This is a genomic window from Rhodococcus sp. BP-349 (assembly GCF_019835845.1).
Taxonomy (GTDB): domain Bacteria; phylum Actinomycetota; class Actinomycetes; order Mycobacteriales; family Mycobacteriaceae; genus Rhodococcoides.
The window spans coordinates 990,279-1,003,722 of sequence record NZ_JABUDR010000001.1 but is presented as its reverse complement, the minus strand read 5'-3'; the positions used below and the strand labels follow the sequence as shown (position 1 = coordinate 1,003,722).

13 protein-coding genes are annotated in these 13,444 nt (G+C 68.1%); 8 read left to right on the top strand and 5 right to left on the bottom strand.

The annotated features are described in order from the left end of the window. Positions 1–22 precede the first annotated feature (22 nt). Positions 23–811 (bottom strand): enoyl-CoA hydratase/isomerase family protein, encoded by a 789-nt coding sequence (locus tag HQ325_RS04740; protein WP_027504435.1) that lies wholly within the window; start codon positions 809–811, stop codon positions 23–25. A 70-nt stretch (positions 812–881) separates the two neighbouring features. Further along, complete coding sequence (locus HQ325_RS04735; protein ID WP_222626932.1) at positions 882–2,036, bottom strand: acyl-CoA dehydrogenase family protein; 1,155 nt, start codon at positions 2,034–2,036, stop codon at positions 882–884. Positions 2,037–2,122: 86 nt separating this feature from the next. On the opposite strand from HQ325_RS04735, the gene HQ325_RS04730 reads away from it, so the two are divergent. Genes HQ325_RS04730 through HQ325_RS04710 form a run of 5 tightly spaced genes read left to right on the top strand, consistent with a single transcriptional unit; the run spans position 2,123 to position 7,537 of the window. Beyond that, positions 2,123–2,521 (top strand): nuclear transport factor 2 family protein, encoded by a 399-nt coding sequence (locus HQ325_RS04730; protein WP_222626931.1) that lies wholly within the window; start codon positions 2,123–2,125, stop codon positions 2,519–2,521. Next, positions 2,518–2,889, top strand: coding sequence for a hypothetical protein (locus tag HQ325_RS04725; RefSeq protein ID WP_027504437.1), 372 nt, complete (start codon positions 2,518–2,520; stop codon positions 2,887–2,889). The genes HQ325_RS04730 and HQ325_RS04725 overlap by 4 nt, the downstream gene beginning before the upstream one ends. A gap of 31 nt (positions 2,890–2,920) precedes the next feature. Continuing rightward, positions 2,921–3,958, top strand: coding sequence for an ABC transporter substrate-binding protein (locus HQ325_RS04720; RefSeq protein WP_222626930.1), 1,038 nt, complete (start codon positions 2,921–2,923; stop codon positions 3,956–3,958). A 49-nt stretch (positions 3,959–4,007) separates the two neighbouring features. After that, a complete protein-coding gene (locus tag HQ325_RS04715; protein ID WP_222626929.1) occupies positions 4,008–5,609 on the top strand; it encodes an MFS transporter in 1,602 nt (533 codons plus the stop codon). Next, positions 5,606–7,537 carry an FAD-dependent oxidoreductase gene (locus tag HQ325_RS04710; RefSeq protein ID WP_222626928.1) on the top strand — a complete coding sequence of 644 codons (1,932 nt, stop codon included), beginning with the start codon at positions 5,606–5,608 and terminating at the stop codon, positions 7,535–7,537. The genes HQ325_RS04715 and HQ325_RS04710 overlap by 4 nt, the downstream gene beginning before the upstream one ends. Before the next feature lie 85 nt (positions 7,538–7,622). On the opposite strand, the gene HQ325_RS04705 is transcribed toward HQ325_RS04710, so the two are convergent. Together HQ325_RS04705 and HQ325_RS04700 are read right to left on the bottom strand one after the other, a co-directional pair. Next, the gene (locus HQ325_RS04705) at positions 7,623–8,657 is read right to left on the bottom strand and encodes an NADP-dependent oxidoreductase (RefSeq protein WP_222626927.1); all 1,035 of its coding nucleotides are present in this window, start codon (positions 8,655–8,657) and stop codon (positions 7,623–7,625) included. Then, positions 8,654–8,974, bottom strand: coding sequence for a helix-turn-helix domain-containing protein (locus HQ325_RS04700; protein WP_308014251.1), 321 nt, complete (start codon positions 8,972–8,974; stop codon positions 8,654–8,656). Before HQ325_RS04700 ends, HQ325_RS04705 begins: the two co-directional genes overlap by 4 nt. A gap of 90 nt (positions 8,975–9,064) precedes the next feature. On the opposite strand from HQ325_RS04700, the gene HQ325_RS04695 reads away from it, so the two are divergent. The 3 genes from HQ325_RS04695 to HQ325_RS04685 are packed head-to-tail and all read left to right on the top strand — an operon-like array spanning position 9,065 to position 12,648. Continuing rightward, positions 9,065–10,273 (top strand): acyl-CoA dehydrogenase family protein, encoded by a 1,209-nt coding sequence (locus tag HQ325_RS04695; protein ID WP_222626925.1) that lies wholly within the window; start codon positions 9,065–9,067, stop codon positions 10,271–10,273. A 17-nt stretch (positions 10,274–10,290) separates the two neighbouring features. Then, on the top strand, positions 10,291–11,289 hold the full coding sequence (locus tag HQ325_RS04690) for a phosphotransferase family protein (RefSeq protein ID WP_222628888.1): 999 nt from the start codon (positions 10,291–10,293) through the stop codon (positions 11,287–11,289). 36 nt (positions 11,290–11,325) lie between these two features. Further along, on the top strand, positions 11,326–12,648 hold the full coding sequence (locus HQ325_RS04685; protein ID WP_222626924.1) for an FAD-binding protein: 1,323 nt from the start codon (positions 11,326–11,328) through the stop codon (positions 12,646–12,648). 39 nt (positions 12,649–12,687) lie between these two features. On the opposite strand, the gene HQ325_RS04680 is transcribed toward HQ325_RS04685, so the two are convergent. Continuing rightward, positions 12,688–13,371, bottom strand: a complete 684-nt coding sequence (locus HQ325_RS04680) for a hypothetical protein (protein WP_222626923.1) — start codon at positions 13,369–13,371, stop codon at positions 12,688–12,690. Positions 13,372–13,444: the final 73 nt, after the last annotated feature.

Genomic DNA, 13,444 nt, shown 5'->3' with positions numbered 1-13,444 from the left:
CTCGTTCGTGTCTCGCTGTGGATCAGCGACCGACCCACTTCGGCTCACGCTTCTCGAGGAACGCGGTGACGCCTTCTCGCCCGTCCTCGGACTGCAGGGCGTTGCCCACGGCGAGGTGCTCCATGACCATGAGGGACTGGATGTCCGCGTCCAGGCCGCGGTCGATCGTCATCTTGGTCAGCTTCATCATGAACGGGCTCTTGTCGGTGAGCTGCGCGATGAACTCCTCGACGGTCTTGTCCAGCTCGGCGGCCGGCGCGGACGCGTTGATGAGATCGAAGTCCGCAGCCTCGACACCGGAGAGCAGCTTGCCGGTCAGCATCAGTTCCTTGGTCTTGCGGATGCCGATCATGCGCGGGAGGCGGTAGATGGGGCCGGCGCCGCCGAACAGTGCACGGCGGATGTGGAAGTCGCCGATCTTGGCGTCATCGTCCGCGATGGCGAAGTCGCAGGAGATCATGAGCTCGAATCCACCGGCGGTGACGTACCCCTCGAGGACCGCGACCGACGGAGTGTTCATGGAGTACAGGCGATCGCAGACCTTGGCCGAGAGCACGGCCACGTCCATGGCGTTGGTGCTGCCGACGTAATCGGACAGCAGGATGTCCAGGTCGAACCCCGAGCAGAAGGTGTTGTTCACACCGCGCAGGACCAAAACCTTGAGGTTCGGGTCGGCGTCGACCTCGGCGATGATCTCGTCGAGTCGGTACAGCAGCTCCGGAGTCACCGCGTTCTTCTTGTGCGGGCGGTTGAGCCAGACGCGAGCGACGTCGCCGTCCTTCTCAAGCAGGATGTGGTCGGTGTCGATCATGGGATCTCCTTGGGCTGCGTCACGATTTGAACTGGATTCACTTCAGTTTTACGGCATGGGGTCGAGCACGTCAAGCCTCGAATCGAATCGAGTTCAGTCCGATGAGGTCGGCGATGCGGCGGCGGTGGAACACCCCATCGCCGAGCAGTGCCTCGTCACCGGTCGCTCGACGAAAGTACCTGTGCGCCTGGTGCTCCCACGTGAAACCGACGCCACCGTGCAGCTGTACCGCCTCGGCGACCGACTCGGACGCGACCTCCGTGCACACGGCGCCCGCGATCGCGACCGCGAGCACGGCGCGGTCCGGGGAGCTGTCGTACAGCGCAGCAGCGAAGCGGGATGCCGATCGCGCTCGTTCGAGAGAGAGGAGCAGGTCTGCGAGTCGGTGCTTCACGGCCTGGAAGGAGCCGACGGGCCGACCGAACTGCTGCCTGGTGGTGACGTACTCGACGGTCATCTCCAGCATGCGATCGGCGATTCCCGTGTGCTCGCTCGCCAGCCCGATCGTCGCTCGCGCCGTCAGGTCGTCGAGAGCGGAGGCCGTGTCTGCCACCTCGGTGAGCACGGACGCCACTGCCGAGTCGAGATGCACGTCGGCGCGCGGCCGCGTCGGGTCGACGACCGTCCGCGGGACGGCGCGCACCGCGTCGGAGAGGGGTACGGCGAACACTCGGGCGCCGTCCGCCGTGTGCGCCCCGACCACGACGACATCGGCCGACGCACCGTGAACGATGTCGGTCGCGACACCGCTCAGACGCCATCCGTCCGCCGTGTGGTCGGCCGTGATCACCTGCGCGGCAGCTCGTCCCGCCTGCGACACTGGCAGGTGCACCGCGACGCGGAGTTCACCGGCGAGAGCGCCGGACAGCATCTCGTCCACGGTTCCGGCCGGAGCTCGGAGCAACGCGTGCACGCCGACACCGGCCGCGAACAGCACCGGTTCCGACACGAGCGCTCGGCCGCACTCCTCCAGGACCACGGCCATGTCCGTCATCCCGTACCCGAGGCCGCCACGATCCTCGGGAACGGACAGCATGGTCACGGCCATGTCGTCCACGAGTGTCCGCCACAGTGCCGTCGGGTCCCCCTCGTCTCGGCCACCGTGCCGCGCGAGTACTGCGCGCATCGCGGACCGGAGATCGGTCTGCTCCGGCCCGGGAATCAGGCCCGCGGGCTCCGCCTCCGGCCAGGGTGAGTAGGTGACGTCGTCGATCGCTGCAGACATAACACTCCTGAGTCGAGTTCAGTTCTGTTTTGAGAGTATCGACGAAAGGGGAGACGTGCGGACTTTTCTTGAACTAAGTTCGGTTCATGCTTCGAATCGAGTCCTACTACGCCACCCTCGACAGCGGTGAGCTCGAGCAGGCGACCGACATGCTGGCGGAGAACGTCTCCTTCGTGATGATCGTCCCGACGGGAGCCCGAGCCGGCACCGGTCGCGCCGCGATGCTCGACTACCTCACCGGACGTCCCCCTGTCGGCCGGCAGCATCGACTGCTGCGACGCGCACAGGACGGCGATGTCCAGTTCGCCCAGGGAGCCGTCACCGAGCACGGCGATGTCGTGACGGGATACTTCGTCGCGGCGATGCACCTCGACGAGAACGGACTGATCGACCGCTACCAGGTGTCGTTCGATCCCGACCACGCGCTGGTGCCGTGGACCGGTTCCGACGCGCCCTCGACCGACCCGACAGGAGCACGACGATGACGACCGATGCGACAGCAGTCCTGCGAACGTGGTTCTCGTACATGGACTCCGAAGATCCCGACCGGGTGCTGACCATGATCACGGACGACTTCCGGATGTCAGTGCAGTTCTCCCGTGGCGAGGGGGCGTCCGCCGAATTCGTCGGCGACAGAGAGGGACTCGTCCTCTACCTCGCCCAGCGTGAGAAGAGCACTCTCGTCCATCACATCGACGTCGGATCCCGGGTGGGCGACGTGGAGCTCGTACTGGGGCGGACCACGCGAGACGGCGACTTCGAGGCGTCCTTCAACGCGACCGCGTCGGTCGACGCGGCCGGCTCGATACGCCGGTTGCTCATCTGCCGGACACCGGAACTCGCGTTCGACTGATGCCGTCGACCAGAACTGACAGGAGGCCCTCATGACCACGTGGTGTCGTACGCTCGCGGCGCTGACATCGGCAGCTGCAATCGGGTTGTCGGCGGCCTGCAGCGGTGGGGCGACAGCGTCCGGACCGGTGTCGGGCACGTGGGACGACGTGGTCGCCGCAGCGAAGGACGAAGGATCCGTCTACCTGTACTCGTCGCAGCACCCCGAGAACCTCGCCTCGGTGAAAGCCGGATTCGAAGCGACGTATCCGGGCATCACGGTGGAGTTCACGCGAGGTTCCGACGTCGAGCTGAACCCCCGCGTGGACGCGGAGCACAAGTCCGGGCGCGGGATCGGCGACGTCCACATGACCACCGACCCCGCGTGGATCCGCGCGGCCGCCGACTCGGGCGAGTACTCGGTGAACGTCGTCGGCCCCTCGTTCGACAACCCCGACTACGATCGAGACACCAGCGTGCTGGAGAACAAGCTCTTCCTCACCAGCGCCGCCGTTCTGGGGCTCGGCTGGAACACCACGGCATTACCGGACGGTCTCGACAGTCCGGAGGATCTCCTGGCTCCCGAACTGCGTGGACGTGTCGGCGTCGTGAATCCGGCGGGCTTCGCCGCCGTGACCGATCAGTTCCGGTTCTTCGACCGGAACTGGTCACCCGACTACACCGACGAACTCGCGAAGAACGAGCCACGTGTCTATCCCGGCGTTCTGGCCGTCGCGCAGGGCCTCGGGTCCGGAGAGATCATCGCCACGCCGATGGTCCAGCCCCTCGTCCGGGAACAGGAGGCCGGCGCACCCGTCGGGTGGTTCAGGCCGGACCCGGCATGGGGCGCCCCGTACTACTCGCATGTTCTCGCATCCGCACCGCACCCGAATGCAGCGCAACTACTCGCCGACTTCCTCATCTCCCCCGAGGGCCAGCAGGCGTTGTCGAAGGGGTACGCCAGTGTGCTGCCGAACATCCCGGAGGCAGTGGGCCGCGCACAGGACATCGCACTGACCGACCCCGCGGACCTCGACCCCGCAGCGGTGACCGAGTACCAGGCGGAGTGGGAACAGCGTTTCATCCGGTGACGTCGGGCTTCATCCGGTGACGCCGGCCGGCGGCGAAGGGGCACGGGCCATGACACGACCACAGACCGTCACACTCCTGACGCCGTTGCGGGTGCACCGATTACGCATGATGCTGGGTTTCGAACTCGGCGCTGCGATCGGGATCTGGATCCTGGTTCTGGCGGTTCAGTGGACCTTGACGCAATCGGGAGAATCCGCGTTCGCAGTGTCGGCTGTCCAGTTCGCTGCCAGTCTGCCCTTCTTTCTGCTCTCCCTCCCCCTCGGCGCGATCGCGGAGCACGCCGGTCACCGGAACCTGTTGACAGGAACGGCGATCGGTCTGCTGATCACGTCCGCAATACTGACGGCGCTCCAGGTCCTCGAACTCGCGACGACGCCGGTTCTCATGACAGCCGTGTTCCTGTCGGGGTGCGGTCTGGCGTCGGTGGCGATCGTCTGGCAATCGCTGCTGCCGACGCTGGCGTCCCGCGAGATGATGACCGTCGTGCCCGCGATCGACGGCGCCATCTTCAACGGTGCGCGCGCCATAGGTCCGGTACTCGGCGGGGCGCTCCTGTCCGCATGGGGCGCCACCTCGACCTTCGCTCTCGTCACGGTCGTGTTCGCGATCTGCGTCGTCGTGGCGGCCGGTCAGATTCCGGCTCGGTCCGGGCGAGTTCCCAGGACCGAGTCGGTTCTCGAATCGGTGGCGACGAGCCTGCGGTTCATCCGTCATTCGCGATGGACGCGGAGACTGTTGTTCCGTGTCGTGATGTTCGGCCTGCCGGCGAGCTGCCTGTGGGCTCTGCTGCCGCTCGTGGCGTACGAGATGCTTCACGTGACGACGTTCGAGTTCGGAGTGTTGTCCGGGGCGATCGGTGTCGGCGCGGTGGCGGGCACCGTCGCCTCGATGCCGCTGCGACGACGCCTGAGCTGGAACGTGTTCGCGGCCCTGGGTTCTGCCGCGTACGCACTGGTTCTGCTCGGTCTCGCCTTCGTGCCGTGGATGCCGGTCGTGTTCGCTCTACTGGTGATGGTCGGCGCGGCCTGGGTGGGCGTGCAGAGCACGTGGATGATCGCGACGCACGCGGTCATGCCACCGTGGATCAAGGCCCGAGTCATTGCCTTCGTGATGCTGACGTTCCAGGGCAGCCAAGCGATCGGTGCCCTTCTCTGGGGGCTCCTCGCCGACACGATGGGGCTCGTCTCCGCTGTCGCACTCTCCGCCGTCGCGATGTCGGTGTCGTCGATCGGATTGCTGCGCCGAGGCATTCTGCCCAGCGACTCCATCGCGCCCGACCCGTCCGGTGCCGACGGACCGCCGGAACTCGAACCGGGTCATCGTGGAGCGACGATCGTCGTCGAGACGACGTACGTGGTCCGTCCGCAGCGGGCGGACCACTTCGTCCACGCCATGGCTCGTCTGAGGTCGTCGCGCCTGCGCCTCGGCGCATCGCGATGGGCGCTGACCAGGGTGAGCGACTCCGCCTCGACGTACGTCGAATTCTGCACCTTCCGGAACTGGGCCGAGTACTCCGCCCAGGAGACCGTCCGTCTCACCGTCCCGGAACGGCTCGTCCGAACGGACCTCGCCCCCGACCTGGCGGAGGAACCGCGTGTTCGAATCCTCGTCCGCCCCAGAACACCCGCCGACAGAACCGAGTCCGCATGAACGACCACTTTCCCCACCTCTTCTCACCGATCCGGATCGGCGGACTCACGCTGAAGAACAGACTGGTCGCGCTCCCGGCGGGCACGTCGATGGCGGTCGACGGTGTGCCCACCCACAAGGACACCGAGCACGTCGAGCGTCTGGCCGCGGGTGGAGTGGGCTTGATCATCGGAGGTGCCACGGTCGTGCACCCGACGACGACGCTGCGATCGCGCAAGCTGATCGAGGCCTACCGGGTCGACGTCGTTCCGAGCACAGCGGCCAAAGTATCTGCGGCGCATCGCCACGGCGCACGATTCATCGGCCAACTCTGTCATCTCGGACGTGAGTTCATCGGCGGCGAATCGGATGCGCCGCCCTCGGCGCCCTCCGCGATCAAGACCGCGCGCGACGCCTACCCACCCCACGAGCTGTCGGTCGCGGAGATCGAGGACATCGTCGAGGGATGGCGTACGTCGACCCGAAACCTGGTGCGAGCAGGTGTCGACGGGGTGGAGCTCCACGCTGCGCACGGGTATCTCCCCGCTCAGTTCATGTCCCCGCTCACGAACCGACGGACGGACGATTTCGGCGGCTCGTTCGACGGCCGAATGCGCTTCACCCGGATGGTGATCGAGGCGATGCGGTCGGAGATGCCCGCGGGGCTCGCGCTGGGAGTGAGGCTGAGTGGGGAGGAGGAGATCCCCGGCGGAATGACGATCGACGACTGCGTTCGCATCGCCGAGAACGTGACCACGGTCGGCGTCGACTACTTCAGCATCACTCACGGCACCCGCGGGAAGTACGTCAAGGATTCCACCGGCGCGGACGCGGTCGCGATCCCGTCGGCTGCGAGGGTCCGAGCGGCGACCGGGACACCGACTCTCGTCGGACAGCGGATTCGCGATGCGGGCGTTGCGGACCACGCCATCAAGACCGGACAGGTGGACATGGTCGGCATGGCACGGGCGCTGATAGCGGACCCCGAACTGCCGAACAAGTCCCGAACCGGTCGCCTCGACGAGATACGCGGCTGTCTCGGCGTCAACCAGGACTGCAGGGCCTTCGATCCGCATCTGCACTGCGCGGTCAATGCCGAGATCGGGCGCGGTCGACACGTCGACGTCGGTCGACGAGCCCGCGCGACGAAGGATGTCATCGTGATCGGCGGCGGCCCCGCCGGTCTGGAAGCCGCCCGCGTGGCCGCCGGGAGGGGCCACCGCGTCACCGTGTTCGAGAAGAGCGGTGCCCTCGGCGGATCCGTGCGGGTGGCTGCCTCGGCGCCCCATCGCGCCACACTCATCGACATCGTCGACTATCTGGAACGGGAGATGCGTCGGCTGAAGGTCGAGGTTCACCTGTCGGCCGGGATCGGCGAGGACGACCTGGACGAGATTCGCTCCGCGTCGGACCACATCGTGGTGGCGACTGGATCGCGTCCCGCGGACGTGACCCCGTCGCTCCGGACGCGGACCGCCTACAGCGTCGACGATGTTCTGCTCGGCCGTGTCTCGGCCGATGCCGGCAGGGTGGTGGTGTTCGACGACGGTGACGGCTTCTGGCCGGCGTACAGCGCGGCCGAAGCACTCGTGCAGCGTGGATGGGAGGTCACCGTGGCCACGACGCTCACGGCTCTCGCGTCCCGAATCCCCACCGAGAGTGCAGGACCGCTGCTCGATCGACTGGGTGACGCAGGGGTCGACTTCAAGATCGCGCACGGCCTTCACGTCCCCGACGACCCGGCAGATCCGGTGACCTTGCGACCGGTCTTCGGGACGGGCGACCTGCCCTACGAGGACGCCGCCATCGTGTGGCACCAGCCGCGAGTGGCGCTGTCGTCGTTCGGACTCGACTCGAGTTCCACCGTCAGTGTCATCGGAGATTGCGTCACGCCACGGCGCATCGGTCATGCGATCGCAGAGGGTTATCGGGCCGGCGCGGAACTCTAGACCGCTGGTGCCCTACCACGGGGAACAGGAGGAGCGGTCACCTCGCCGCGTCGAACCGAAACCGTTGATCGTGACCGCTGCGGGATCATCCCAGCCGAACGAGCGTCTTGCCGATGTTCTCCCCTGCCAGCATCGAGACCAGTGCGGCCGGGGCCGAATCGAGCCCGTCGAACACCCATTCGTCGTACCCGAGACGGCCCGCGTCGATGAGGGAGGTGATCTCCGCGCGCATGTCGGCTTCGAGGTGCAGGAACGATCCGGCCCGATACCCCCGCATCGACAGATTCTTCGACACGAACTGGAACAGGTTGCCGGGAAGACTCGGCGCGTCGGCCGCGTCGTACTGGGACATCTGGCCGCACATCGCGATACGTCCGTTCGGCCGGAGTGCGTCGATCGCAGCAGTCAGATGATCACCTCCCACACAGTCGAAGTACGCGTCGATGCCGTCGGGCGCCGCGGCGGCCAATGCCACCGGCAGCGAATCGTGATGATCGAAGGCGTCCGCCAGGCCGGACGCTCGCAGATGGGCCACCTTGGCCGCGGACCCTGCCGAGCCGATGACGGTGGCCCCTCGTGCCACCGCGAGTCCCGCCGCGAGCCCACCGACCGCACCGGCAGCGGACGACACCCACACCGTGTCCGCGGGCCCCACGTCGAGGATGCCGATCACTCCCGCGTACGCGGTGAGACCGGAACTGCCCAGGGGGCCGAGGAACCACTGCTCGGGCAGACCGCCCGGACGGACGACGGTGGGCGACCCGTAACCACCGATCGTCGCGGTGTCGGCCGAGATGAGGGCGTGCTCACGGAAACCCAGTGTATGAGCGACGATGTCGCCGACGGCGAAAGCGGAACTCTCCGATCGCTCGACGACGCCGAGGGCAAGGCCTTCCAATGGCTGCCCCGGCGCAAAGGGTGGCAGATAGCCTCGCGGCGTCTGGCTCGACAGCCGGATGCGGATCGACGGATCGATCGAGAGCCACGTGTTCCGGACCAGCACGTCCCCGGAACGAAGCTCGGGCACCGTAGCCTCCACCACCTCGAGATCGCCGCTCGTCAGCGCGCCGTTCGGCCGACAGCGCAACACGACATGACGAGTCGAGGTCACCCCCGTCATACCGCATCGACCGCGCTGGGCGTGACACCGGTCCACCGCCGGAAGGCGCGGCGGAATGCCCGCGGTTCCGAGTAGCCCAACCGGGCCGACACGATGTCCAGGGCCTCTCCACGCCGAAGTGCCTCCACCGCACGGGCGGCGTCGTGTCGAGCCCGCAGAGCACCCAGGGTGGTCGACTCACCGGCGAGCAGGCGGCGCAGGTGCGGTTCGCTGACGTGCAGTGCGCCGGCCACAGCGGTGGTGGTCGGCAGGGGCCCGCGGCCACAGGAAGCGAACTCGTCGAGCACCCTGAGCGACACCGGCTGCGGATCACGCACAGCCGTACGGTCATCACACAACATCGTTCACCAGCCTCTCTAATTGAAGTCAGTTCATGTTAGCCTGGCCGTCGACCGAAGGGAACCACCATGGCGATCGATCTGACCTACGACCCCGTCGTCCGCGAGTGGATCGAGCGCACCCGCACGTTCACCCGCGAGCACGTCCTGCCCATCGAGGACAAGTTCCTCGGTGACGTGACCGCCGCGGGCGGCGACGACCTCCGCCAGGAACTGCAGGCCGCGGCGAAGGACGCAGCAGTCTTCGCCCCCCACGCGCCCCGCGAGTACGGCGGCGGCGGACTGTCCATGAGCGACCGGGCACCGGTGTTCGAAGAAGCCGGCTACTCCCTCTTCGGACCGATCGCGACGAACATCGGCGCCCCCGACGAAGGCAACGTCCACCTGCTCGCCCACGTCGCCTCCCCCGCCCAGAAGGAACAGTTCCTCGCCCCCCTCGCCCGCGGCGACGTGCGGTCCGCATTCGCGATGACCGAACCGGCCCCCGGCGCCGGCTCGGACCCCTCCGCCCTCACCACCACCGCCACCCGCACCGACGGCGGCTGGCGCATCGACGGCCACAAATGGTTCATCACCGGCGCCGACGGCGCCGGATTCTTCATCGTCATGGCCCGCACCTCCGGCACCCCCGGCGACCGCGGCGGCGCCACGATGTTCCTCGTCCCCGCCGACACCGCCGGCATCACCATCGGCCGCCACATCAGCACCCTCGACCGCGCCATGATCGGCGGGCACTGCGAAGTCACCTTCGACCGCGTCGTCGTGCCCGAGGACAACGTCCTCGGCGCCGTCGACGAAGGATTCACCTACGCCCAGGTACGCCTCGGACCCGCCCGCATGACCCACGTCATGCGCTGGCTCGGCGCCGCCCGACGCGGACACGACGTCGCCGTCGCCCACGTCGCCCACCGCGAAGGGTTCGGTAGCCGCCTCGGCGACCTCGGCATGGTGCAGAAGATGATCGCCGACAACGAGATCGACATCGCCGCCACCCGCGCCCTGCTCGTCACCGCCTGCCACGCACTCGACCTCGGCGACCCCGCGAGCAACGAGACCTCCATCGCCAAGACCTTCGCCGCCGAAGCCATCTTCCGCATCGTCGACCGCGGCGTGCAGATGTGCGGCGGACTCGGTGTCTCCGACGACCTTCCCCTCGCCCGACTCTCCCGCGAGGTCCGCCCCTTCCGCGTCTACGACGGCCCCTCCGAAGTGCACCGGTGGGCCATCGCCAAACGCGCCGTCGGCGCCGCCCGCCGCGCCGCGAAGGAACAGCCGTGACCACCACCCTCCCCGGCATGAACATCGCCGCACTCGAGACGTTCCTGCGCGACAACGGCATCGACATCACCGGGCACCTGCGCGTCGACCGCATCGCCGGAGGCCGGTCCAACCTCACCTACCGCGCCCACGACGACACCACCTCGTGGATCGTGCGGCGCCCCCCGGTCAGCGGACTGACCCCCTCCGCCCACGACATGGCCCGCGAGTGGACCGTCACCCGCGCCCTCGCCGGCACCGACTTCCCCGTCGCCACCGCCGTCGCCTTCGACGCCGACGGCGCCACCCTCGGCGCGCCCATGACCGTCGTCGAGTTCGTCCACGGACAGGTCGTGCGCACCCGCACCGACCTCGACGCCCTCACCGACGACGACATCGCCGCCAACACCAGCGAACTCGTCCGTGTCCTCGCCGCGCTGCACGCCGTCGACCACCACGAGGTCGGACTCGCCGACTTCGGTCGGCCCGACGGATTCACCGCCCGACAGGTCGCCACCTGGGGACGGCAATGGCACCGCGTCAAGACCCGCGACCTGAACGACATCGACCGACTCCACCAGGCCCTCACCGACGCCGTCCCCGCCCACTGCGCCGCCGCCATCGTGCACGGCGACTACCGCGTCGACAACACCATCCTCACCCACGGCGAACCCGGAACTGTTGCCGCACTTGTCGACTGGGAGATGTCCACCCTCGGTGACCCCCTCACCGACATCGCCCTCATGTGCGCCTACCGGCAACCCATGTTCGACACCGTCCTCGGCGTCGACGCCGCCTGGACCTCCCCTCGCTATCCCGACGCCGACGACCTCGCCCAGCACTACGCCGTCGCCTCCGGGCGCGACCTCGCCCACTGGAACTTCTACCGCGCCCTCGCCGACTTCAAGATCGCCGTCATCGCCGAAGGCATCGCATACCGCGCCGCCGCCTCCGACGACACGGACGGCACCGCCGCGGCAGCCGCCCACGCCACAGCCGAATTCGCCGCAGCCGGGCTGCGCGCGTTCTCACGGTGACCCACAGACACCACATCTGATGAGAGGCCGACAGCAATGAACGACATCGAGTGCGACGTACTGGTGATCGGCGGAGGGATGGCCGGTCTGACCGCCGGGGCCCGCGCCGCGTCCGCAGGCCGATCCGTCGTCGTGGTGGAGGTCGGTGCGGATGTCGGCGGATCCGCGCGCTATGCCGGATACGTCTGGACGGCACCGGATCACACCGTCATGGACGCACAGAACCCGCACGGCGACCCTGCCCTGAGACGACTGCTGGTGGACCGGTTCCAGGACGGCGTGCAGTGGATACGTGACACCGGCGTGGAGGTGGGCGATGCTCAGCGAATCCTGTCCTTCGGGCGAGGACACAAGTTCGACACCAACCAGTACGTCGATCTGTGCCGGCGGATCGTCCTCGAGTCCGGCGGATCGGTCCTGCTGAACACGCGCACCGAGAGCCTGTCGTTCGAGAACGGCGTCGTCACCGGTGCGGTGATCCGGACCAGCACCGCGGAACCACAGGACGTGCGGGCGACGTACACCGTGCTCGCCACGGGCGGGTTCCAAGGGTCCGCGGCGCTGCTCGAGAAGCACGTTCATCCGAACGCAGGGCGCATGCAGCTGCGGTCGAATCCCCACAGCGCAGGTGTCGGGCTGACTCTCGCCGACAGTGTGGGCGCTGACTCCGGTACGACGAACGCCGGCTTCTACGGGCACCTGATTCCCAGCGGGGTGACCCTGACGGACCCGTCCGACTTCGTCGACATGTCGCTCTACTACAGCGAACACGCGCTCCTGTTCGATCTCGACGGGACGCGGTTCGTCGACGAGACACTCGGTGATCACCTCACGACGATGGCTCTGCTCGACCGGCGCGAGGCACGCGGGCTTCTCGTGGCAGACGCTCGTGTGCACCGGGACTGGGTCCTGGCGTCGTACGTCGAGGGCGCGGTGGCCGTCGACAAGTTCGCACTCGCGAGCAAGCGCGGCGGTCGGGTCGGACGAGCGGACACGCTCGAGGAGCTCGAGTACCTACCGGAGGACTGGGGGTACGACGGAGCCGCCATCGCGGCCGCGATCGCCGAGTTCAACGAGTCCACCACGTCCGCGGAGGGACCGACACCGGGACGGGCACTGGATGGGAGCGCACTGAGCGAACCCCCGTACTACGTCATCGAAGCCGTCCCGGCCGTCACCTTCCCGTTTCACGGCGTCAGAGTCGACGGCGACGCCCGTGTTCTGACACCGAACGGCGAGCCGATTCCGGGCCTGCTGGCAGCCGGTTCGGACACGGGCGACCTGTGGAACCGCGCGTACGCAGGCGGTCTGGCGGCCGCTCTGGTGCTCGGGCTCGTCGCTGCGGAGACAGCCGGGTGACCACTCGGGAAGGATGATGCCGCCGCCGCGCTGCGCGTGTCACGGCCCCTCGCGGCCGTGGAGGGTGGCGATGATGCGCTGCGCCTCCTCCACCGACGAATGCGCCCGGGTGACCGCTCCGGCCCGCAACATCGCCGACGCGACATCGACCGCCACGGCATGCCGCGCGACCAGGATGCCGATGGCCACGCTCGTGAGATCGGTGGCCTCGTCCCCGTCCACGGTCGCCAGCGCGGCGTCGCCGGCGACCACGGGCCCGATGACCCGCACCAGGTGTCCGATCAAGACGTCCGTTCCTGCCGGCAGCGGCCCGCTCCGCACCGAGCGCCGGTGCAGTTGTACGCACCCGAGGGGGGCGTCCACTGCGCCCAGCGAGAGCACCCTCACCCACCCGACATCCAATGCCACCAGGTCGTCGATCAACAACGGCCACCGCGCCCCGTCGTCGCGGTCGCCCACGATGATCGTCCGGCCCACCGCACGGTCACTCGACACGAGATCGACATCCGCGCCGTGCAGGTACAGCAGGTCGGCGATCCTCTCCGCCGACGGGTCGGTGGTGTGCAGCACGCGTCGCGTATCGGGGTGACGCGGAGACGACACGACCACCGCGCCACTGTCCGCGCCGGCGACCCCGACACACACGTCGACGAAATCCGACAACCTCTCCCCCGGGCCGAGTCGAGGCCCGTCGGACGCGGTCGCGTCACCGGGGTCGTTCATGGTCCATCCCTCCACCAGGCGTTCGCAGATCGACTCGCGTACGCCTCGTTCAGCTTTCCCGTCCGCGACGACG